Below are 19,641 nucleotides of genomic sequence, written 5' to 3' on the forward strand. Positions count from 1 at the left end.
CTGGCATAAGCGCATGACAAAACGGGCGGGAGTCTCGCGACCCCCGCCCGTTTTTTAGTTCTTCGCGGTGTTTCGGTCAGGCGGCCTGCGCCGCTTGCGCGATCTCTTCCGGCGCTTCGTTGCGGATCAGGTAGTCGAAGGCCGACAGGGCCGCCTTCGAGCCTTCGCCCATGGCGATGATGATCTGCTTGTAAGGCACTGTGGTCACGTCGCCCGCCGCGAAAATGCCGGGCAGGTTGGTGGCCGCCTTGTCGTCGATCACGATCTCGCCGCGACCCGTAAGCTCCACGCCGGAGCCCTTGAGCCATTCGGTATTGGGCACCAGGCCGATCTGGACGAACACGCCTTCCAGTTCGACCTTGTGCTCTTCGCCGGTCTCGCGGTTCTTGTAGACCAGGGCATTGACCTTATCGCCGTCGCCTTCGACCTCGGTGGTCTGGGCGCTGGTGAGGATCACCACGTTCTTCATCGACTTCAGCTTGTCGACCAGGACCTGGTCGGCGCGCAGTTGCGAGTCGAATTCGATCAGGGTGACATGGCCGACGATATTGGCCAGGTCGATCGCGGCTTCCACGCCGGAGTTGCCGCCGCCGATCACCGCCACGCGCTTGCCCTTGAACAGCGGGCCGTCGCAGTGCGGGCAATAGGCCACGCCCTTGTTCTTGTACTCGGCTTCGCCCGGAACGCCCAGGTTGCGCCAGCGGGCACCGGTGGTCAGCACCAGCGAACGGGCCTTGAGCGAGGCGCCGTTGGCGAAGACCACTTCGTGATAGCCGCCGAGTTCCCTGGCCGGGATCAGCTTTTCGGCGCGCTGCAGGTTCATCACGTCGATATCGTATTCAGCGACGTGCGATTCCAGCGCGGCGGCCAGCTTGGGGCCTTCGGTATAGGGAACCGAGATGAAGTTCTCGATACCCATGGTGTCCTGCACCTGGCCGCCGAAGCGTTCGGCGACCACGCCGGTCGAGAAACCCTTGCGCGCGGTGTAGATCGCGGCCGAGGCCCCGGCGGGGCCGCCGCCGACCACGAGCACTTCGAATGGCTTCTTGCCCGCCAGCATGGCGGCGGCCTTGGCATCGGCGCCGGTGTCGAGCTTGGCGAGGATTTCCTCGATGCTCATCTTGCCCGAACCCCACATCTTGCCGTTCAGGAAGACGGCGGGGACCGCCATGACGCCGCGCTCGTCGACTTCCGCCTGGAACGTGCCGCCCTCGATCAGGGTGGCGTTCACATGCGGGTTGTTGAGCGCGAGCAGGGTCAGCGCCTGCACCACGTCGGGGCAGTTGTGGCAGGAGAGCGAGAAATACATCTCGAACTCGTGCTCGCCCTCGATGGCGCGGGCGATTTCGAGTGCCTCGTCGGAAACCTTGGGCGGATGGCCGCCGGCCCAGAGCAGGGCAAGGACCAGCGAGGTGAATTCATGGCCGAGCGGCAGACCGGCGAAGCGCACCCAGGCGCCTGCGTCGCTCGCGCGGCGGATGATGAAACTGGGGCGGCGCTTGTCGTCGCCGTCGAATGTGGCGGTGACCTTGTCCGAGAGCGAGGCGATCACGGTCAGCAGCTCGCGGGTATCGGTGGACTTTGCGTCATCGCCAAGGGAGGCGACGAGCTCGATCGGCTCGCGCAGCATGCCGAGATATTGCGAGAGCTGTTGCTTCAGGTTGGCGTCGAGCATGGTCTTTGCGTCCTTTGGAAATGCGTTGGGAAAAAGGGGCGGCCGGGGCTTCGGTTCCGCGTGGCCGCGCCGTGAGGGCGCGGCACCGGGAGAGGGAAGCCCCGGGCCGCGCACCTTCACGCGACCCTAAGGGTGTCGCGGATAGTCTTAGAGCTTGCCGACGAGGTCGAGCGAGGGAGCAAGCGTTTCAGCGCCTTCTTCCCACTTGGCCGGGCAGACCTGGCCGGGGTGCTCGCGCCAGTACTTGGCGGCCTTGATCTTGCGGACGAGTTCGACCGCGTTGCGGCCCACGCCCTCGGGGGTGATTTCGACCAGCTGGATCACGCCGTCCGGATCGACCACGAAGGTGGCGCGGTCGGCCAGGCCAACGCCTTCGCGCAGCACGCCGAAGTTGTTGGTCAGGGCGTGGTTCTGGTCACCCAGGAACGCGTACTTGATCTTGCCGATCTTGTCCGAGGTGTCGTGCCAGGCCTTGTGGCTGAAGTGCGTGTCGGTCGAAACGCCGAAGACTTCGACGCCGAGGCCCTGAAGGGTTTCGTACTGCTCGCCGAGGTCTTCCAGCTCGGTGGGGCAGACGAAGGTGAAGTCAGCGGGGTAGAAGAAGAACACGGCCCACTTGCCGGCGATGTCTGCTTCGGTGACGTCGAAGAAGTCCTTGCCTGCCTGGAAAGCGGTGTTCTTGAACGGCTTGATCTGGCTGCCGACGATACCCATGGATATGATCTCCCTCGATTGGGTGTTGAAGTTCGAGGAGGGAGATAGGGCCCTCGTGTGACGATGTGTAGGGCGTTGATCCGATTGGCTTGATCGGATTGACCGATCAGTGGCGGTGGACTGAACGTTTCTGTCGATAAAACGCGCACAGTGCCGAAATCTCGTGCGACCGGGCGGCAGATCGGGCAACAGCGGCCCATGAAAACGATACGACTTGCGCTGCTGCTGGCGGCCTGCGCGTCGCTCGCGGGATGTGACGGCTGGCCGACCTCGCTGGACAATCGCGCCTCCGGCAACCTGACGTTCCGCTATCATCACCGCCTTTACGACCAGTGGTCGGGCTGGGCGCCGGTGCTTCGGGGAAATGCCGTGCTGCTCGCCCGCGAGCACCGCATGCGCGACATTTCCGGGCTGGAGATCACTCAGGGCGGGCTGACCTATCGCTACGGCAGCCGTGCCCTTGCGCCGGTGCACGGCCTCTGCGCCGGGAGTTCGAGCTGCGCGCTGGTCTATCGCGGCGCCGGCCGGCTGGAGGCGCGCACCGCGCCGCTACCCGACGCGCAGATGCGCTAGGGGGCTCTGCGCTTCGGCCCTCGCTTCTGCGCTTCGCTTCGGCAGGTTCCGACCTCCATCCGGTTTCGAACCCGTCAATCCGCCAGCGTGATGGAAATGCGCCGGTTTCTGGGGTCGTGCGGGTCGGCGGGGATCAGCAGTTCGGTATCGGCCACGCCCTCGATCCGTTTGAACCGCGCGCTTTCCACGCCGTCGCGGATCAGTTGCTGGCGGGTGGTCTCGGCGCGGCCGGCCGAGAGCGACCAGTTGTTGCCGGGAATGCCCTGCCTGTAGGGCAAGGCGTCAGTATGGCCCCGGATCGTCAGCGCGCCCCGGTCCGGCCCGATGGCCTCGGCAATGGCCGACAGCAGTTCGCCGGCCTGGGGCGTCAGGATCGTGGTGCCCAGCCGGAACATCGAGAAATCGGCATCGTCCACCATGTCGATCCGCACGCCCTGGGTGGTGTCCACCATGCGGACCTGCCGGGCAAGGCGGCGCAGGCGCTCGGAGGAGGCGAGCTTCTTCTGCAGCGCCTCCTTCGCCCGCGCGGTGCGCTTGACCTTGGAGCCTCCTTCCTTGGGGCCGCCGGTCGCATCGCGCGGGATGGTGAGGGTCTTGGTGCCCGTCTGCCCCGACTTGAAGGGATAGTTGTCGACTTCGGTGAGCGACCCGCCGCCCAGCACCCCGCGGCCTGAACCGGCGCTGCCCTGCTTGGTCTTGACGAGCGTGGGCGTGAAATAGTCGGCAATGCCGCGCCGCTGCTTCTCGGTGGTGGCGCCCAGGATCCAGAGCAGCAGGAAGAACGCCATCATCGCCGTCACGAAATCGGCATAGGCGACCTTCCAGGCGCCGCCGTGGTGGCCGGCCGCGACCATCGTGATCTTCTTGACGATGATCGGGCGGGGCGGCTCCGGCTTCTTGGCCACGTCAGCGCCCCCTCATCGCATCGAGCAGTTCGGCAAGCCCGGGGCGGAAGGCATGGCCCAGGCCGGAGCGGGCCGATTCTACCACCAGCGGCTGCGGCCAGCCGTGAAGCGAGGCGATGATCACCTGCTTCACCGCCTGGAAGATCTGCTCGTCCTGCTCCAGCACCTGCTTCAGCCGCCCGGCCAGCGGCGCGACGATGCCATAGGCCAGAAGCACGCCCATGAACGTCCCGACCAGCGCGGAACCGATCATCGCGCCCAGGATCGAGGGCGGCTTGTCGATCGAGCCCATGGTCTTCACCACGCCGAGCACGGCCGCGACGATACCCAGCGCCGGCAGTGCATCGGCAAGGCCCTGAAGCGCGTGTTGCGGCTCGTGAATCTCGTGGAAATGAGTCTTCATGGCATTGTCCATCACGTCCTCCACCGCATGCACTTCCAGCGTGCCGGACGAAACGACGATCAGTGTCAGCGTGTCGCAGATCAGGTGGACGAGCGGATCGTTTGCCAGAAGCCGCGGAAATTCGGCGAAGAGGGAGGAGGCCTTGGGGTCGTTGACATGGCTTTCCAGCGCCACGGGGCCTTCGGAACGCAGGATCTTCATCAGCCGGGTGGTGAGGATGATCGCGTCGATATGGTCCTGCCGGTTATGGCGCGGGCCCTTGAACACTTTCTTCAGCCCGCCGCCGAGGCCCTTGATCTCGTGCATCGAATTGCCGGTGACGATCGCCCCGACCGCCGCGCCGCCGATGATGAGCATCTCGTGCGGAATGGCCTCCATCACCGGACCGAGCGCGCCGCCGGTGATCGCGAAGCCGCCGAAGACCATCACCAGCAGAATGACGACGCCGATGATCACGAACATCTGGATAGTCCCCCGTATGTCAGGCGGTCCCCGCGGCGCGCGGGTGACGCGGCCCGGGAATCTTGCGTGTCAGGCGTTCTCAGCCGAGCTGGTCGAAGAGGTTCAGCGACGCGAGCCGGGTGAAGCTGGCCTGGCTGGCCTCCAGCACGGTCATCGTTTCCTGCAGCTGGGCGAGGGTGGTCGCCAGGTCGGTGCCGCCCAGGTCGGTCTCTTCCGAGGCGCGCAGTTCCGACAGGTTCACGCGGCGGTCGTCAGTCACCTCGATCCACGCCAGCCGGGTGCCGATCACGGTCTGGCCGGTGGAAAGGGTATCCAGCCCGGTCTTGAGGTCTGCCAGGGCACTGCCCGCCGCACCGGCCGGATCGGTGGAGGCGCCCTGTAGTGCTTCCGCGAGCGTTTTGACCACCGCCATCAGGTCGGTGGCGCTGCCGTCGGCCGCGTTGAACGACAGGAAGGCGGGGCCGGTCATCGAGCGGGTGACGCTCTGCCCGTTGCCCAGGGGCAGTTCGGCCGAGCCGGGCGTACCGACGTAGACGGCCTTGCCCGTGGCATCGAGCGAATAGGCGTCTCCCGCGCTTTCGCCGCCGAACAGGGCATGGCCGTTCGAATCCCGGGCGTTCGCCAGGGAAACGAGGTTGCCGAATATCTGGTCCAGCTCCTGCCCGATCGAGGCGCGCTGGGTATCGGTAAGCGTGGCGTTCGATGCCTCGGTGGCCAGTTCCTGCGCGCGTATCAGGGCGTCCGCCATGTCGGTCATCGCCGAATCGGCCAGCGAGAGATCGGCGTTGGCGCGGTTGGCGTTGGTCTGGTCGATGCCCGAGAGCTTCTCCTGCCGAGCCAGGGCGCGCAGGCGGGAGGCGGCTACGGGATTGTCCGAGGAGCGCTCCAGCTTGCTGCCGCTCGACATCTGCGACTGGTAGGTCTCGGCCTGCGTGCGCAAGTCCTTCATGTCGCGGCGGGCGCGTTCGAAGAAGGCGCTGGTGCTGGTGGATACGATCGACATTGCGTGATTACCTGATGGCGAGGATGGAATCGAAGATATCGGCGGCGACCTGCATGACCCGGCCCGAAGCCTGGTAGGCCTGCTGGAAACGGGTGAGGTTGATCGCTTCCTCGTCGAGGTCGACGCCGGCCTGGGCCTGGAGCGCGACTTTGGCGGTGCCGGCGATGGATTCGAGCGCGTCGCGGGTCACGGTGCGTCCGGCCACGGCGCTGGAGATGCCGAACAGCAGGGTGTCCATCGCCCCGGCCGGATCGGCACTGTCCAGCGCGCCGCGCATGGCGACGAGATTGGCGGCGTCGCGGCTGTTCGCACCCGATCCGGCGGGAGCGGTGGCGATCTGGCTGCCGCTGGCGAGGGCGACTTTCATGTCGGCGGCGCCGCTGCCCGTGAAGAGCGGCTGCCCGTTCGCGCCGGCGAGATCGGCCCCGCCGGCCTGCGCCGCGTTCATCGTCGCGATCACCCCCGAGGCGATGGCGTCAAGCTGCTGGCGCACGCCCGAAAGTTCGGTGAGCGCCTGTCCCTTGCCCGCCAGCGCGCCCGAGGACAGCGTCGCGGCGGCGCTGCCGAGCATGAAGGACATCGTGCCGTCGCCCGCGGTGGCCATCGTCATGGCCGCGGCGTTGCCGCCGCTCACCAGGCTGGGGCCGCCGGATCCTCCGATCCGCACTTGCACAGTGCCGTCCGAGGCGAAGCTGGTGGCGATGTCAACTTGTCCGCTCAGCGTCTCCAGCAGCGAATCGCGCTGGTCGAGCAGGCTGGTCCGGTCGCTCGACGCGTCGGACGCGCGGGCGAGCCGCAAGTTGACGCGGGCGAGTTCCCGGGCGGTGGTGTTGACCGAATCGACGCCGTCCTGCGCCTCGAAGCGAAGCCCTTCGCCCACCGCGTCCAGGCTGGAGGCGGCGGTGTTGAAGGTCTGCGCCAGCGTGCGGCCCTGCTCCAGCGCCGCGGCGCGCAGCGACCCGTCGGTGGGATCCGACAGGAGCTGCTTGAGGGAGGCTTCGAAGCCGACGATGGCATCGTAGACGCCGGTCTGCTCCACGGCGCTTTCGATGTTCTCCAGGCCCTGCACTTCGGCGCCGGCCCGCGCCGCGTCGGAACCGGTGCGGCGCACTTCCGACTGGCGGAACATGTCCGCATTGCGCACGATCCCGCTGACGCGCACGCCCGCAAGGTTGATCGCGCCGGGCGAGGAGGCGACCGAATTGACCGCCAGTTCCGACAGCGAGACGCTGCGCCGGACGTAGCCTTCGGACGAAGCATTGGCGATGTTCTGCGCCGTCACGTCCAGCGCGGCGCGGGCGGCGCGCGTGCCGGAGCGGGCAATGGTGATGAGATCGGCGGCCATGGCTTACTTCATGTCCTTTCCGGTCCCGTCGCCCCGGGGGGTGTGGCTGGTCGCCTGACTGGCGGTTTGACTGGTGGTCTTGCCGGTCGTTTCGGAACTCTCGCCCGTGGCCGCCCCGGTGGTTTCGGGCGGCACGAACTGCGCCATCTGCTGCTCGATGATCCTGGCCAGGCCCAGCACGCCGCTTTGCGCGGTGACGTCGGCGAAGTGCTCGTCCTGCATCTGGTTGAAGGTGTCGAGCGCCTGCCCGCCCAGCAATTGTTCGCCGCCGAAGTGGGTCTTGCGGGCCTCGGCCAGCATCTGCCGCACGAAGACGGCCTCGAACTGCCTGGCGGTGACGGCCAGCTTCTCGCGGTCGGTGGCGCCGGGCTTGATGGCCATGCCGGGCAGGTTGCTGAGGATCGTGCTCATATCACTACCATTTCCGCTTTGAGGGCGCCGGCCTGCTTCAGGGCCTCCAGGATCGCCACGAGGTCCGATGGCGTGACGCCGAGCATGTTGAGGGCATCGACCACCCGCGAGAGCGAGGCGCCGCCCTTGAACAGCGCGACCGAGCGTTTTTCCTCGTCCGTGCTGATCGAGGAGTGCTGCTCCACTTCGGTCCGGCCCCGGCTGAAAGGCGCGGGCTGGACCACGCTGGGGTTTTCCTGGATGCGCACGGTCAGCTTGCCGTGGCTGATCGCCGCGGGTGAGAGGCGTACCGCCGAGTTGATGACCACGGTGCCGGTGCGGCTGTTGACGATGACGCGCGCCGGGGTTTCGGCCGGGTCCACGTCGATCATCTCGATCGCGGCCATCATCGAGGCGCGGGTATCCGGATCGGCCGGCAGGCGCAGCGCGACGGTGACGCCGTCTTCCACGGTCGCCGTGCCGGGAAGGCGTCCGTTGATGGCGTCGCGCACGCGGGCGGCGGTCAGGAAGTCGGAAGTAAAGAGGTTCCAGCGCAGCGTGTCGCCGCTGTCGAAGCCGGTGGCGACCGCGCGTTCGACGCTGGCCCCCTCGGCAATGCGGCCCACCGTCGGGATGTTGATGGTGACGTTGGAGCCGTCGCGTGCCGAGACGCCCAGCCCGCCGACCGCCAGGTTGCCCTGCGCCATCGCATAGATCTGCCCGTCCGCCCCGTAGAGCGGGGTGAGGATCAGCGCCCCGCCGCGCAGGCTCTTGGCCTTGCCGATGGTCGAGACGGTCACGTCGATGCGCTGGCCCGGCTTGGAGAAGGCGGGCAGGTCTGCAGTGACCATGACGGCGGCGGCGTTCTTGAGCCCCGGCGAGATGCCCGGGGGCAGGGTCAGGCCCATACGGCCGGAAACGCCCTTCATCGCCTGGGTCGTATATTCCAGATTGTCGTCGCCCGTGCCCGGCAGGCCCACGACGACGCCGTAGCCGGTCAGCTGGTTGCTGCGCACGCCCTGGAACTGGCCCAGATCGCGCACGCGCTCGGCATGGGCATGGATCGGCGCCAGGAACAGGATCAGTGCTCCCAGCGCTGCGGCGAGCAGCGTGGGCAGCCAGCGCGCGGCAGGTGAGGCCGGGGCCGAACGGGAGGCGGGCGGACGAGGCATCAGAACGGCGAGATCATGTTGAAGAACTGGCCGAGCCAGCCCTGGCGGCCGCTGCGCATGATCGCGCCCTTGCCGGTATATTCGATCCTGGCGTCGGCGACGCGGGTCGAGGCGACCTGGTTGTCCTCGTCGATGTCGGCAAGGCGCACGATGCCCGAGAACCGGACCCATTCGTCTCCCTGGCTGACGAGCATCTTCTTTTCTCCTCTTACGAGCGCGGTCCCGTTGGGGCGCAGTTCGGCAATGGTCACGGACAGGGTCGCGCTCAGGGAACTGGTCTGCGACGCGCTGCCCTGACCATTGAACGTCGAGGACGAGCTGGCATTAAGGGCATTGGGGTTGAGGAACGACAGCGGCCCCGATGCGGGCGGGGTGATCGATGCCCCACCGCCCTTCTGGCTCTTGGAGCCGGCGGTCTTGGCGGCGCTGGTCGATTCGACGAGCAGGATCGTCAGGGGATCGCCCACGCGCGCGGCGCGGGTGCCGCCGTAGAGCGGTGCGTAACCGGCGGAAACGCTGAAGATCCCGCCGGTCGCCGGCCCCGGCAGGGCAGCGGGCGGCGCGGGCAGGGTCGGCTCGAAGCCCGAGGGCCTCGGCGGCTTCTTCGCCAGCGCTGCCGGCGCGGCGAGAGCCATGAGCGCCGTGCCGGCCAGGAGGATCTTGCGGATCATGGCCGTCAGAGCGTCTGGTTCGCGTTGCGCAGCATCTCGTCCACGGCGGAGACCATCTTCGAATTGATCTCGTAGGCGCGCTGGGTCTCGATCATGTCGACCAGCTCCTCGACGATATTGACGTTCGAGCCTTCGAGCATGCCTTGCCGGATATGCCCGCGGCCTTCCTCACCCGCGATGCCGAGCTGGACCGGACCGCTGGCGGCGGTTTCCTTGAGGAAGTTGTCCGAAGTGGCCTGGAGCGCGGTGGGGTTGGTGAAGCTGGCGATCGTGAGCTGGCCGAGCTGGCTGGGGTCCGACTGGCCGGGCACTTGCGCCGAAACGGTGCCGTCCTCCGAGACGGTGATGGTCGTCGCACCTTCGGGTACCGTGATCGAGGGCTGCACGGGATAGCCCTGCGACGTCACCAGTTCGCCCTGCGGTGAGCGCGTGAAGTTGCCCGCGCGGGTATAGGCCAGCTCGCCGCCGGGCAGGGAAACCTGGAAGTAGCCGTCGCCGTCCAGCGCAAGGTCGAAGCTGTTGCCGGTGGCCTGGAGCGAGCCCTGCGTCTCCATCCGGGTGGTGGACTGCACCGCCACGCCGGTGCCGAGGTTGAGCCCGGTGGCGTAAGTGGTCTCGCTGGAGGACTGGGCGCCGGCCACGCGCGCGTCCTGGTAGGCGAGCGTCGCGAAGTTGGCGCGGTCCTTCTTGAAGGCGGTGGTGCTGACGTTGGCCAGGTTGTTGGCGATCACGCGCATGCGCGTGTCCTGCGCCTCCAGCCCGGTACGGGCGACCTGCAAAGCGGAAGTGGGCATTGTCGGGGTTTCCTCAGCTATCGATGCGCATCAGGCGCACGCTGCCCTCGTCGAGCTGGCGGGCGGTCTCGACGAGCTTGGTTCGCATGTCGAAAAGGCGCTGGGCCGAGATCATCTCGGTCAGCACTTCCGACGGACTGACGTTCGATCCCTCCAGCGCGCCGGGGATCACTTGCGCATTCTCGTCGTCCGGCAGCACGCCGCCGGGCTGCGCGCCGGTTCCCGTCACGCGGAACAGGCCGGTGAGATCCTTGGCGATCCGCGATCCGGTGGGATCGACCAGCTTGAGCCGGTCCACCCGCTGCGGCGGTTCGCCCGGCGCGGCGGGATCGGTGACGAGAATGCCGCCGTCCTGCGCGATGGTGACGGCAGCGCCCGGCGGCAGCGTGATCGGGCCGTTCTCGCCCAGCACCGGCCGGCCTTCCCCGTTCTGAAGCAGGCCCGTCACCGTCACCGACAAGTCGCCGCGCCGGGTATAGGCCTCCGCGCCATCGTCCGCCTGGACCGCCAGCATGGCATCGCCCTGCATGGCGACATCGAGCGGCTGGCCGGTGCGGGTCACCGTCCCGGCCTTCATCGAGGCGCCGCTCACTTCGCTGCCCGAAAGCGCGCGCACTTCGAGCTGCGGCCCTTCCAGCGTGTTCGGCGTGGCCTGCAGGATCTCGGCGCGGAAGCCGATGGTCTGGGAATTGGCCATGTTGCTGGCGATGACGCGCTCGCGGTTGAGCGAGGCGTTCATCCCCGAGACGGCGGTGTAGATCAGACGGTCCATGGCGGCTGCGATCAGGTCCGCAGGTTGATGATGGTCTGGGAGATCTGCGAGGCGGTATCCACGGCCTTGGCATTGGCCTGGAAATTGCGCTGGGCGGTGATCAGGCTGACCAGCTCCTCGGAAATATCGACGTTGGACCGTTCTATCGAACCCGAGAGCAGGCTGCCGTAGAGGCCGGCGCCCGGCTGGCCGTACGTCGCGTCGCCCGAGCGGCCGGTGGCCGACCACGAGGCGTCGCCCAGCTGCTTGAGCCCGGTCGGGGCCATGAAGGAGGCGAGGGCGACCACGCCGACCACGCCGTTCGAGCCATCGGCATAAGTCGCGACGACCTGGCCCGTGCTTTCGATGGTGACGCCGGCGAATTCCGAACCGGCCGCGTTGGTCGGCGGGATCTGGGCCGACTGCGGCGTGGTGCCGGAGATCGTGCCGCCGGCATCGACCGGGAAGATCTGCAACCGCGCACCCTGCGCGTTATGGATGAAGCCGTCTCCATCCACCGCGAAGGACCCCGCGCGGGTATACTGGACCGCGCCCGAAACCGGCGAAGTGACGGTGAAGAACCCCTCGCCATTGATCGCCACGTCGAGCGCCGAGCCGGTCTGCTCCATCGCGCCCAGGCCGAAGTCCTGCTTGATCGAGGCGACGCGCGCGCCGATCCCGGTGGTCAGCGAAGGGTCGGTCAGGATCGACGACGAGACGATGTCGGCGAAGGCGGTGTTGCTCTTCTTGAAGCCCGAGGTCTCGGCATTGGCGATATTGTTCGAGATGACGTTGAGGTCGGTCTGGGCGTTCTTGAGCCCGGTAAGCGAAGTGTAGAAGGACATCGTATTCTCCTGGAAAGGGGGATCAGGCGGCGTTCTGGCCGGTGCCTGTGGGGGTTTCGGTATCCGTGGTGCCTGCGGCGGCCGTCCTGGCTGTGCCGCCGGTTCCCAGGGCCGCGATCGCCTCTTGCGTGGCGGTCTGCGCGCTCACGAGCGTGTCGAGCTTGGACGAGATGGTCTTGAGCGTGTCCGCCATCTCGGTCGTCCCGGCGAGCGACGAGAACTGCGCCATCTGCGCAAGCATCTGCGTCTGGTCGACCGGGCTGAAGGGGTCCTGCTGCTTCATCTGGGCCATCATCAGCTTCAGGAAATCGCCCTGATCGAGATCGCCCAGCGAGGTCTTGCCGCTGGCGCCGGTGGTCTTGTTGGCCGAAGTGGCGGCCGCGGTGTTGATAACGGTCATTTCAGCCTCATCGTATCGAGCATCAGCTGCTTCGCGGTGGAGAGGGCCTCGACCAGGTTCTGGTACTGGCGCGAGGCTTCGAGCATTTCGACCATCTCCGCGTTCTCATCGACGGGAGCGGTCCAGACATCGCCATTGGCATCGGCCAGCGGATGATCGGGTTCATGCCGGCGCACGGCGGCGCCTTGTTCGCGCATCACCCCCTGGACCGAAACCGAGGCCAGGCCGCTGGCCTGGTCGAGGTCTTCGGCGAAGACGGTGCGGATCGGCTTGTAGGCCCCGTCCTCGCTGCCCGAGACGGAGCCTGCATTGGCCAGGTTGGAGGCCGCCGCGTTCATCCGTACGAGCTGCGCGGACATCCCGCGCTGGGCGAGGGTGAACATGGTCATCGGTTCGTGGGCGCCGGGCATCGTCACTCGCCCTTCAGCGCGCGGGTGACGGTATCGACCCGGCCGCGGATGAATTGCAGCGTGGCCGAATAGCCCACCGCGTTCTCGGAAAAGGCGAGCTGCTCGTTCTGCAACTCCACCGTATTGCCGTCGAGCGAGGGCATCACCGGCACGCGGTAGAGCATGGCGCCATTGGCGGCCTGTTCCACGCCGGTGCCATGCTCGCCGCCGTTCCGGGCAGCGTTGCGCAGGGCGGCGGTGAAGTCGATGTCGCGGGCCTTGTATCCGGGCGTCGCGGCATTGGCGATGTTCGAGGCGATCAGGCCCATGCGCTGCGAGCGTAGCTCCAGCGCCGCGGCATGAATCCCGAACAGGTCTTGTGACATGGTGATCTGGCTCCGGCGAGTGGTTCGCCGCCTTCATCGCAAGGGGTGTGCCAATCGATGTAACCGGCGGATTTCTCTCGTTTCGAGCATCCGGGCCGCCCCCATCGCAGCCGGGCGGGCGGCAAATGCTTGCCGTTTGGGCGGCAAACCGGGTCCGGGGCTGAAACTTGCCGCCGGCTGCCGTTCTCCGGGTGCAAAGGAGAAGCGCCCGTCATGCAGCCCGAACATCTACTGGACCCCGCCAGCGCGCTCATCGTGCTCGGCGGGACTTGTCTTGCCACTGTCCTGCGCTGCGGCAGCGGCGATTGCCTCACGGCCTTGACGGCGGTGGGTGCGTTGCTGCTCCACCGCCCCTTCGACCCGGAGCACGCCCGTGCGGAACTGGCCGTGCAAGTGCAGGAAATCCGGCAGGACGGCGTGATCCGCTCCCGCCCCGCGCCCACCGGCGATGCCGAATTCGACGAGGCCACCGCGTTGCTGATCGGCAGCCGCTCGCTCGGCGCGCTCCAGCTGGCCCATGCCGCGCACAAGCGCCGCCGCGTGGAGCGCAGCCAGTCCGCGGTCCGGACGTTCATCCAGGCAGGCGACCTCGCGCCGGTCTTCGGCCTTGCGGGAACGCTGGTCGCGCTCAACCAGCTGCCGCCGCTCGACCAGCCGGGCGGAGACTTTTCCGTGGCCATCTCCATGGCGGTGCTGACGACGCTTTACGGGTTGCTGCTGGGGAACCTGTTCTTCACGCCCCTGGCACGCGTGGTGGCGCGGCGCGCCGCCGATGAGGAGCGGGACCGGCAGACGGTGATCGACTGGCTGGAGGCGCAAGTGGCCGATGCCATGCCGCGCATGGAGCACCCCGTGCGCGAGACGTCGGGCGCCAGGTCTTGAGCGCGCGGGTTGCGACAAGCTGGCAGACCTCGCTGGCGGACCTTTCGCTGATCCTGTTCATGATCGCGGCTGCGGCGCTCAGCCGTCAGGAGAACGACCGCCGGCAGGACATTGATCGCAGGCAGGCCATTGATCGCAGGCAGGCCATTGATCGCAGGCAGGACAGTGACCGCAGACAGGAACTGGCCCAGCCTGCCGACGCACCTGCTTCGGCCGCGCCGCTTGCCGTCTATCTGGCGACGCCCGATGCCCCGCCGCTGGGCGCGTGGCTGGCCCGGCAGGCGGCGGACCCCCGCCAGCGGCTGACGGTGACGACATTCTACGGCCCCACGCCCACCGCGCTTCCTGCCGCGCTGGCCGAAGCCGCGCGCCTCGCGCGGGCAGCGGGCGCCATGGGCCTGCGGGCAAGGGTGGTGGCGGAGCCGGGGCGGGGCCCGGCGCGGGTGGCGCTCGCTTTCGACGATCCGGCCCTGCCCGAGCCGGTGGCACGGAGCTTGCTGGAAAGCAGGCCCGCATCTTCCGAAGGAATCTCCGCGCCATGAATCAGACCACAGCGTTGCCCGGTCTCCTGTTGATGGCCGCCGCTGCCAGTGTCAGTGCCAGTGCCGCAGCGGATCCCGGCGCGGCGGGCGCCTTTGCCGATCTCGATGCGATCGACCGCCAGGTGGCCGCTTTCACCGGCGCTGCCGCGGGCGAGGAAGGCGGCGCGGCGACGCCGGTCGATCGGCGTCTGCGTCTCCAGCCATGCCGCTCGGTCGTCTCTCTGGCCTGGCGCACGGCCACGCAGGACAGCGTGGTGGTCCATTGCGGCGATGCCGGAGGCTGGCGTCTCTTCGTGCCGGTGCGCCGCGCCGGGCCGGTGGCTTCCGCTTCGTCGACCTGGGCGGTGCGGCGCGGGGATGCCGTGGCGATCTCGGTCGAGGGTGAGGGCTTCTCGGTCTCCCAGCCCGGAGAGGCACTGGAAGGCGGTGCGGTCGGCGCCTGGATAAGGGTGCGCACCGCGGCGGTCGGCAAGGGTTTCGGCGGGGCGCGGGGGGAGGAGATGCGCGCCCTGATCGTGCGGCCTGGCCTCGTTTCCCTACCGCTGCCTTAACCGAACTGCCCGGCCTTTCAGCGGGGCTTTCGGTAAAATCCCGCCCGAGACCCTTAACGCTTTCCGGTCGGCGCCGTCCTTGAGGGAAAGGACATCGCAAGGAGCCAGACCATGCCCCCCATCGAAATGGGATCCACCAGCGCCCTGGGCGCCATCAACGCCCGGCTCGCGCGCGCCGTCGGCAAGCCGGAAAGCGCTGCGAATGCCGGGGTGACGAGCCTTTCGGCCTGGGCGGAGAGCCCGGCCGTGGAAGCGTCTGCGGCGCTCGATCCCGGCACCGCCCCCGTCGATGCCGAGCGCGTCGCCATGATCCGCAAGGCGGTGGAGAACGGCACTTACCCGGTAATCCCCACCCAGATCGCCGATGCCATGATCGCGGCCGGCGTCCTGCTGCGGAGCCACGGCGAATGACCCCCCGGATGACAGAGGAAACGGTACCGGGGTCGGGACCGGGAACGGGCGGCGCCGAAGAGGTCGACCTGCACGACAGCTTGCGGCAGATGCTTGCCGTTCTCGAAGCGGAGCGGCAAGCGCTTGCCGGGCTCGACCTCGACGCCATCGTCGGTACCACGCGCGACAAGGACCGGCTCTGCGCCGCGCTCGACGTGGCCGGCCAGATCGATCCGCTTGGCGATCTCGACGAGGAATGCCGGGGCATGCTGGAAACGGCACGGCGCCTCAACGAAGTGAACCGGCAGGTCCGCAACATCATCGCGGCCAATGTCGCGCGCCGTCTCAATACCTTGACCGGAGCGCCGCAGCTCTACCGCGCGGGGGGCAACTATGCGCTGGTCGCCCGCACCGGCGGCGGCCGGAGAGCCGAAAGCGCTGTCGGCCGGGTCTGAGCCGTCTGGCTGAGTGCTGCCCGCGTCTGTCCGGTCGGGGCGGATCGGAGCCATCTGGCACGGTGCTTGCTGAACATTCTTCCGAACCAACCGGATCGGGAGCATCAGTTTGAGCGAGGCACGGAGTACGGATATCGGCGCGGGCGTCAATGTCGGCGGCCAGGGTAATGGAGCAGGAGTGCGCGCTGCGATCGCGCGCGCCGCGCAGGCCACGGGCGTCGATTTCCAGTACCTCATGGCGCAGGCGCGGCTGGAATCGAGCCTCGATCCCGGCGCCCATGCCTCCACCTCCAGCGCGGCGGGGCTGTTTCAATTCACCAACGGCACCTGGCTGAACACGCTGGGCCGCCACGCGGCGGACCACGGCATGGCCTGGGTCCAGCAGGCGATCAGCGGCGGCGGTCTCTCCAACCCCGGCACGCGCGCCCAGATCATGGGCCTGCGCTACGATGCCGACGCTTCCGCGCTCATGGCGGCCGAACTGGCCAATGACAACAAGGCCGACCTGACGGCGCGGCTGGGCCGCGAGCCGGACTCCACCGAGCTTTACCTGGCGCACTTCCTCGGTTCGGCAGGGGCCGGGCAGTTTCTCAGCGCGCTTGCGGCCGATCCTTCGCAGAGCGCGGCGGCCATCCTGCCCAGTGCGGCGGCGGCGAACCGCGGGATCTTCTACCAGGGCGGCGCAGCCCGCAGCCTGGGCGGGGTGATGGACCTCATGCGCGGCAAGATGGCCGGCGCGATGGGTGGGGCATTGGAGAACCGGTACGATGCCGGGAGCACCGGCTGGCCGACTTCGCCGCAGCTCGCTTACGAAGCCGTGGCCGAGGACATGCCGATGGGCCCGATCGCCCGCGAATTTCGCGCGGCGGCAGCGGAAGCCCCTGCCGGGCATGGAGGCCGCGCCCCCGCCATCCCGCCATCCCCGCCGCGCACGTCGATGGCCGACACGCTGCAAGGCATGTTCGGCGCGGCGGGCACCAGCGCGCCCGCTCATGTCCGCGCGGCCCATGCCCGGCTGGCGGGGCTGGGCCTGTGAACCAGCTTCTGCGCCGCTTCGGCGATCTCGGCACGATGGCGCTGCCGGCGGGAATACTCACGCTCATCGTGCTGATGATCGTGCCGGTTCCGGCTTTCGTGCTCGACGTGTCCTTCGTGCTCAATATCGCGCTTTCGCTGGCGATCCTCATGGCGGCGATGAATGCGGGAAAGCCGCTCGACTTCTCGTCCTTCCCCTCGGTCCTGCTCTTCGCCACGCTGCTGCGCCTGGCGCTCAACGTCGCCTCGACCCGCGTGGTGCTGGTCCACGGCCACGAAGGCGAGGCCGCGGCGGGCGTGGTCATCGAATCCTTCGGCAAGTTCCTGATCGGCGGAAACTTCGCCGTCGGCATCTTCGTGTTCCTGATCCTGATGATCATCAACCTGGTGGTCGTGACCAAGGGCGCGGGACGCGTTTCGGAAGTGTCCGCGCGCTTCACGCTCGATGCGCTGCCGGGCAAGCAGATGGCGATCGATGCCGACCTCGCGGCCGGGCTGATGACCGCTGACGAAGCCAAGGCCCGGCGCCGCGAAGTGGCCACCGAGGCGGACTTCTACGGTTCGATGGATGGCTCCAGCAAGTTCGTGAAAGGCGATGCCATCGCCGCGCTGCTGATCCTGGGCGTCAATATCGTCGCGGGCTTCTGCCTCGGCATGATCAGCCACGGCCTGTCCGCCACCGAGGCCGCGCAGACCTACATCACCCTGGCCATCGGCGATGCGCTGGTGGCGCAAGTGCCCTCGCTGCTGCTGTCGATCGCCGCCGCCGTCATCGTCACCCGCGTTTCCGACAGCAGGGACCTGGCCGGGCAGATCGGCGGCCAGTTCGCCAATCCGCGCACATGGCTGCCGGTCGGCGTGGTGTTGGCGGCGATCGGCCTGATCCCCGCCATGCCGCAGACCGTCTTCCTCCCGGCGGCGGCGCTGGCCTTCTGGCTCTGGCACGCGCTGCGCAAGCGGCAGGCCATGCCCGAGCCGGTCCTCGAAGCCCCTCCCATGGCGGACCCCTCGCGGATCGCCCTGGAGGACGTTTCCGACCATACCCTCGTCACCATCGAGCTGGGCTACGGCTTGGTCCAGCTGGTGGACGAACGCCGCGGCGCGCCGCTGGTCAGCCGCGTTACCGGCGTGCGCAAGCAGCTCAGCCAGTCGTTCGGCTTCATCGTCCCGCAGTTCCGCGTGCGCGACGCGCTGGACATGCCGCCGCACGACTATCGTATCGCCCTTGGCGGGGTGACGCTGGGCAGCGCCACGATCCGCGCCGATCGGGTGCTGGCCATCGACGCGGGCGAGGCGCGCGCCAACCATGGCCTGCGCGGAGAAGCGACGCGCGATCCCAGTTTCGGCTGCCCGGCGTTCTGGATCGACCCCGCCGCGCGCGACCATGCCACGGCCGAAGGTTTCCTGACCGTCGATGCCGGTACGGTGATCGCCACTCACCTCAACCAGCTCCTGTCCGAGCGGGCGCACGACCTGCTCGGCCCGGACGAGGTGAAGGCGCTGCTCGAAGGCATCAGGGCGCATTCGGCGGGGCTAGTCGAGACTATCCATCCCCAGCCGCTCTCGCTCGCCGCGATCACCCGGCTCCTGCGCGCGCTGCTGGAAGACGGCATCCCCATCGCCCATCCCCTGCCGATCCTCGCCAGCCTGAGCCGCGCGGTGCAACAGACGGTCGATCACGAACGGCTGGTGGAACTGATGCGGGCTGATCTGGGAGCGCTGATCGTCGGCCGCGTGTGCCCGCCGCATGAGCGCCTGCCGGTAATCACGCTCGATGCCGGGCTGGAGGCGGCGATCGTGCAGGGCATGATCGATCCCGTCACCGGCCAGCCGGTGATCGAGCCGGACCTTGCCCGCATGATCGGCGAGCGGATCGCCATGCTCTGCGAGGAACGCGGGCCGGGCGAAGTGCCGCTGGCGCTGGTGGTCCAGCCCCGCGCCCGCCGTGCGCTCTCCGCGCTGCTGCGCCTGCGCGCGCCGACCTGCCTGGTGCTCTCCATCGCCGAACTGCCCCAGACCCAGCCCATAGAAGTGGTGGACGTGGTCGGCGCCGCCCAGCCCGAGCGCACGGTGCCCGGCCTTCCCCACCCCGATTCCCATCACGATCAAGCTGAAAGCATGGCCGCATGAAGCAGGACCAGACTTCCTTCCACAAGACGTCCAGCCGTATCGCCGGGGCCTACCAGGGCGACGTTGGCGACCGCGTCCGCCGGTTCCTGCCGATGGTCCGGCGCCTTGCCTGGCATGTCCATGGCAGCGGGCACGGCGCCGGGCGGCCGGGCATCGAGCTGGAGGACCTGATACAGGCCGGCCTCGTGGCGCTCACCGAATGCGCGCAGAAGCATCAGGGACCGACGGAGGACGGCTTCGCGGCTTATGCCAAGATGCGGGTGCGCGGGGCCATGGTGGACCTGATCCGCCGCGCCGTGCCGATGTCGCGCGGGGCGAGCGAGCGGCGGCGCCAGCTTGCCGCCAAGGAAACCGAGCTGCGCGGCACGCTGGGCCGCGATCCCCGCCCGCACGAGCTGGCCGCGGCCATGGGTATCGACGAGGGCGACCTTGCCGTCCTGCGTGGATCCAGCCAACCGCTTCGCTTCGAGGCCATCGACGAGGTCTATTCGGACCAGAACATGGCCTTCGCCGACGAGCGGCCCGACAGTCACGCGCTCCTGGCCGACGAGGAACTGCGCGGCGCGGTGGTGGAAGCGCTCACCGACCTGCCGGACCGGCTGAAACTGGTGGTGCAGCTCTACTTCGCGGAGGAGCTGAACCTGGCCGAGATCGCGCAAGTGCTGCAAGTCTCGATCCCGCGCGTACACCAGCTGAAGGCGCAGGCGCTGGCGAAGCTGCGCGAAAGCCTGAAGGGCGTGGCAGATCTCGTTTGACGAGGCGCCGGATGCGCTGGTTC

The 19,641-nt window shown here is 68.2% G+C and carries 24 protein-coding genes; 9 read left to right on the forward strand and 15 right to left on the reverse strand.

Translation table 11 applies throughout. From position 1 onward, the window contains the following. Nucleotides 1-76: 76 nt before the first annotated feature. Nucleotides 77-1,675, reverse strand: a complete 1,599-nt coding sequence (gene ahpF / locus EDF57_RS08670; RefSeq protein ID WP_134093916.1) for an alkyl hydroperoxide reductase subunit F — start codon at nt 1,673-1,675, stop codon at nt 77-79. A 147-nt stretch (nt 1,676-1,822) separates the two neighbouring features. After that, nucleotides 1,823-2,389 carry an alkyl hydroperoxide reductase subunit C gene (gene ahpC, locus EDF57_RS08675; protein ID WP_132268275.1) on the reverse strand — a complete coding sequence of 189 codons (567 nt, stop codon included), beginning with the start codon at nt 2,387-2,389 and terminating at the stop codon, nt 1,823-1,825. Nucleotides 2,390-2,587: 198 nt separating this feature from the next. Here ahpC and EDF57_RS08680 point away from each other — a divergent pair, with 198 nt between their 5' ends. Continuing rightward, complete coding sequence (locus EDF57_RS08680; protein ID WP_134093917.1) at nt 2,588-2,962, forward strand: hypothetical protein; 375 nt, start codon at nt 2,588-2,590, stop codon at nt 2,960-2,962. A gap of 74 nt (nt 2,963-3,036) precedes the next feature. Here EDF57_RS08680 and EDF57_RS08685 read toward each other — a convergent pair whose 3' ends face one another. From EDF57_RS08685 to flgB, 13 genes are all read right to left on the reverse strand, one after another. Beyond that, nucleotides 3,037-3,816 carry a flagellar motor protein MotB gene (locus EDF57_RS08685; RefSeq protein ID WP_132268739.1) on the reverse strand — a complete coding sequence of 260 codons (780 nt, stop codon included), beginning with the start codon at nt 3,814-3,816 and terminating at the stop codon, nt 3,037-3,039. 52 nt (nt 3,817-3,868) lie between these two features. Next, nucleotides 3,869-4,732 (reverse strand): flagellar motor stator protein MotA, encoded by an 864-nt coding sequence (motA, locus tag EDF57_RS08690; RefSeq protein WP_134093918.1) that lies wholly within the window; start codon nt 4,730-4,732, stop codon nt 3,869-3,871. Nucleotides 4,733-4,811: 79 nt separating this feature from the next. Then, the gene (locus tag EDF57_RS08695) at nt 4,812-5,735 is read right to left on the reverse strand and encodes a flagellar biosynthesis protein FlgL (RefSeq protein ID WP_132268281.1); all 924 of its coding nucleotides are present in this window, start codon (nt 5,733-5,735) and stop codon (nt 4,812-4,814) included. 7 nt (nt 5,736-5,742) lie between these two features. Further along, nucleotides 5,743-7,080: a flagellar hook-associated protein FlgK gene (flgK, locus tag EDF57_RS08700; protein WP_134093919.1), complete on the reverse strand. Its 1,338-nt coding sequence runs from the start codon at nt 7,078-7,080 to the stop codon at nt 5,743-5,745. A gap of 3 nt (nt 7,081-7,083) precedes the next feature. After that, a complete protein-coding gene (locus EDF57_RS08705; RefSeq protein WP_134093920.1) occupies nt 7,084-7,491 on the reverse strand; it encodes a rod-binding protein in 408 nt (135 codons plus the stop codon). Next, nucleotides 7,488-8,642 (reverse strand): flagellar basal body P-ring protein FlgI, encoded by a 1,155-nt coding sequence (locus EDF57_RS08710; RefSeq protein WP_134093921.1) that lies wholly within the window; start codon nt 8,640-8,642, stop codon nt 7,488-7,490. The genes EDF57_RS08705 and EDF57_RS08710 overlap by 4 nt, the downstream gene beginning before the upstream one ends. Then, nucleotides 8,642-9,313, reverse strand: coding sequence for a flagellar basal body L-ring protein FlgH (locus tag EDF57_RS08715; protein WP_134093922.1), 672 nt, complete (start codon nt 9,311-9,313; stop codon nt 8,642-8,644). The genes EDF57_RS08710 and EDF57_RS08715 overlap by 1 nt, the downstream gene beginning before the upstream one ends. Nucleotides 9,314-9,318: 5 nt before the next feature. Further along, a complete protein-coding gene (gene flgG / locus EDF57_RS08720) occupies nt 9,319-10,107 on the reverse strand; it encodes a flagellar basal-body rod protein FlgG (protein ID WP_132268291.1) in 789 nt (262 codons plus the stop codon). A gap of 13 nt (nt 10,108-10,120) precedes the next feature. Next, nucleotides 10,121-10,879 (reverse strand): flagellar basal body rod protein FlgF, encoded by a 759-nt coding sequence (gene flgF, locus EDF57_RS08725; protein ID WP_134093923.1) that lies wholly within the window; start codon nt 10,877-10,879, stop codon nt 10,121-10,123. 11 nt (nt 10,880-10,890) lie between these two features. Further along, entirely contained in the window at nt 10,891-11,703 is an 813-nt protein-coding gene (locus EDF57_RS08730) for a flagellar hook-basal body complex protein (protein WP_134093924.1), read from the reverse strand. A gap of 22 nt (nt 11,704-11,725) precedes the next feature. Beyond that, on the reverse strand, nt 11,726-12,103 hold the full coding sequence (locus EDF57_RS08735; protein ID WP_134093925.1) for a flagellar hook capping FlgD N-terminal domain-containing protein: 378 nt from the start codon (nt 12,101-12,103) through the stop codon (nt 11,726-11,728). Next, entirely contained in the window at nt 12,100-12,492 is a 393-nt protein-coding gene (gene flgC, locus EDF57_RS08740) for a flagellar basal body rod protein FlgC (protein WP_243840965.1), read from the reverse strand. The genes EDF57_RS08735 and flgC overlap by 4 nt, the downstream gene beginning before the upstream one ends. 23 nt (nt 12,493-12,515) lie before the next feature. Further along, a complete protein-coding gene (flgB, locus tag EDF57_RS08745) occupies nt 12,516-12,878 on the reverse strand; it encodes a flagellar basal body rod protein FlgB (protein WP_134093926.1) in 363 nt (120 codons plus the stop codon). A gap of 213 nt (nt 12,879-13,091) precedes the next feature. Between flgB and EDF57_RS08750 the strand changes: the two genes are divergently transcribed. From EDF57_RS08750 to EDF57_RS08785, 8 genes are all read left to right on the forward strand, one after another. Next, nucleotides 13,092-13,760 (forward strand): MotA/TolQ/ExbB proton channel family protein, encoded by a 669-nt coding sequence (locus EDF57_RS08750; protein ID WP_132268301.1) that lies wholly within the window; start codon nt 13,092-13,094, stop codon nt 13,758-13,760. Further along, nucleotides 13,757-14,302 (forward strand): hypothetical protein, encoded by a 546-nt coding sequence (locus EDF57_RS25420; protein WP_166675211.1) that lies wholly within the window; start codon nt 13,757-13,759, stop codon nt 14,300-14,302. The genes EDF57_RS08750 and EDF57_RS25420 overlap by 4 nt, the downstream gene beginning before the upstream one ends. Beyond that, on the forward strand, nt 14,299-14,853 hold the full coding sequence (locus tag EDF57_RS08760) for a flagella basal body P-ring formation protein FlgA (RefSeq protein WP_134094159.1): 555 nt from the start codon (nt 14,299-14,301) through the stop codon (nt 14,851-14,853). Before EDF57_RS25420 ends, EDF57_RS08760 begins: the two co-directional genes overlap by 4 nt. 111 nt (nt 14,854-14,964) lie before the next feature. Continuing rightward, a complete protein-coding gene (locus tag EDF57_RS08765; protein ID WP_134093927.1) occupies nt 14,965-15,264 on the forward strand; it encodes a flagellar biosynthesis anti-sigma factor FlgM in 300 nt (99 codons plus the stop codon). Beyond that, nucleotides 15,261-15,698, forward strand: a complete 438-nt coding sequence (locus EDF57_RS08770) for a flagellar protein FlgN (protein ID WP_347876947.1) — start codon at nt 15,261-15,263, stop codon at nt 15,696-15,698. The genes EDF57_RS08765 and EDF57_RS08770 overlap by 4 nt, the downstream gene beginning before the upstream one ends. 109 nt (nt 15,699-15,807) lie before the next feature. After that, nucleotides 15,808-16,734, forward strand: coding sequence for a transglycosylase SLT domain-containing protein (locus tag EDF57_RS08775; RefSeq protein ID WP_243840966.1), 927 nt, complete (start codon nt 15,808-15,810; stop codon nt 16,732-16,734). Between the two features lie 35 nt (nt 16,735-16,769). Continuing rightward, nucleotides 16,770-18,863, forward strand: a complete 2,094-nt coding sequence (locus tag EDF57_RS08780; RefSeq protein ID WP_134094162.1) for a flagellar biosynthesis protein FlhA — start codon at nt 16,770-16,772, stop codon at nt 18,861-18,863. Continuing rightward, on the forward strand, nt 18,860-19,618 hold the full coding sequence (locus EDF57_RS08785; protein ID WP_134093928.1) for a sigma-70 family RNA polymerase sigma factor: 759 nt from the start codon (nt 18,860-18,862) through the stop codon (nt 19,616-19,618). Before EDF57_RS08780 ends, EDF57_RS08785 begins: the two co-directional genes overlap by 4 nt. The last annotated feature ends 23 nt before the right edge of the window (nt 19,619-19,641 follow it).

It is taken from the genome of Novosphingobium sp. PhB55 (assembly GCF_004368805.1).
Lineage (GTDB): Bacteria > Pseudomonadota > Alphaproteobacteria > Sphingomonadales > Sphingomonadaceae > Novosphingobium.

Coding starts and splice junctions, on each gene's coding strand:
- flgK (WP_134093919.1), bottom strand. CDS start 7,080: ATGGCCGCCGATCTCATCACCATTGCCCGCTCCGGCACGCGCGCCGCC.
- flgC (WP_243840965.1), bottom strand. CDS start 12,492: ATGACCATGTTCACCCTCGCCCAGCGCGGGATGTCCGCGCAGCTCGTA.
- EDF57_RS08685 (WP_132268739.1), bottom strand. CDS start 3,816: ATGGTCGCGGCCGGCCACCACGGCGGCGCCTGGAAGGTCGCCTATGCC.
- EDF57_RS08705 (WP_134093920.1), bottom strand. CDS start 7,491: ATGAGCACGATCCTCAGCAACCTGCCCGGCATGGCCATCAAGCCCGGC.
- EDF57_RS08785 (WP_134093928.1), top strand. CDS start 18,860: ATGAAGCAGGACCAGACTTCCTTCCACAAGACGTCCAGCCGTATCGCC.
- EDF57_RS08780 (WP_134094162.1), top strand. CDS start 16,770: ATGGCGCTGCCGGCGGGAATACTCACGCTCATCGTGCTGATGATCGTG.
- EDF57_RS08680 (WP_134093917.1), top strand. CDS start 2,588: ATGAAAACGATACGACTTGCGCTGCTGCTGGCGGCCTGCGCGTCGCTC.
- EDF57_RS08735 (WP_134093925.1), bottom strand. CDS start 12,103: ATGACCGTTATCAACACCGCGGCCGCCACTTCGGCCAACAAGACCACC.
- EDF57_RS08695 (WP_132268281.1), bottom strand. CDS start 5,735: ATGTCGATCGTATCCACCAGCACCAGCGCCTTCTTCGAACGCGCCCGC.
- EDF57_RS08710 (WP_134093921.1), bottom strand. CDS start 8,642: ATGCCTCGTCCGCCCGCCTCCCGTTCGGCCCCGGCCTCACCTGCCGCG.
- motA (WP_134093918.1), bottom strand. CDS start 4,732: ATGTTCGTGATCATCGGCGTCGTCATTCTGCTGGTGATGGTCTTCGGC.
- flgF (WP_134093923.1), bottom strand. CDS start 10,879: ATGGACCGTCTGATCTACACCGCCGTCTCGGGGATGAACGCCTCGCTC.
- EDF57_RS08750 (WP_132268301.1), top strand. CDS start 13,092: ATGCAGCCCGAACATCTACTGGACCCCGCCAGCGCGCTCATCGTGCTC.
- flgB (WP_134093926.1), bottom strand. CDS start 12,878: ATGTCACAAGACCTGTTCGGGATTCATGCCGCGGCGCTGGAGCTACGC.
- EDF57_RS08760 (WP_134094159.1), top strand. CDS start 14,299: ATGAATCAGACCACAGCGTTGCCCGGTCTCCTGTTGATGGCCGCCGCT.
- ahpF (WP_134093916.1), bottom strand. CDS start 1,675: ATGCTCGACGCCAACCTGAAGCAACAGCTCTCGCAATATCTCGGCATG.
- EDF57_RS08715 (WP_134093922.1), bottom strand. CDS start 9,313: ATGATCCGCAAGATCCTCCTGGCCGGCACGGCGCTCATGGCTCTCGCC.
- EDF57_RS08730 (WP_134093924.1), bottom strand. CDS start 11,703: ATGTCCTTCTACACTTCGCTTACCGGGCTCAAGAACGCCCAGACCGAC.
- EDF57_RS08770 (WP_347876947.1), top strand. CDS start 15,261: ATGACCCCCCGGATGACAGAGGAAACGGTACCGGGGTCGGGACCGGGA.
- ahpC (WP_132268275.1), bottom strand. CDS start 2,389: ATGGGTATCGTCGGCAGCCAGATCAAGCCGTTCAAGAACACCGCTTTC.
- EDF57_RS08765 (WP_134093927.1), top strand. CDS start 14,965: ATGCCCCCCATCGAAATGGGATCCACCAGCGCCCTGGGCGCCATCAAC.
- flgG (WP_132268291.1), bottom strand. CDS start 10,107: ATGCCCACTTCCGCTTTGCAGGTCGCCCGTACCGGGCTGGAGGCGCAG.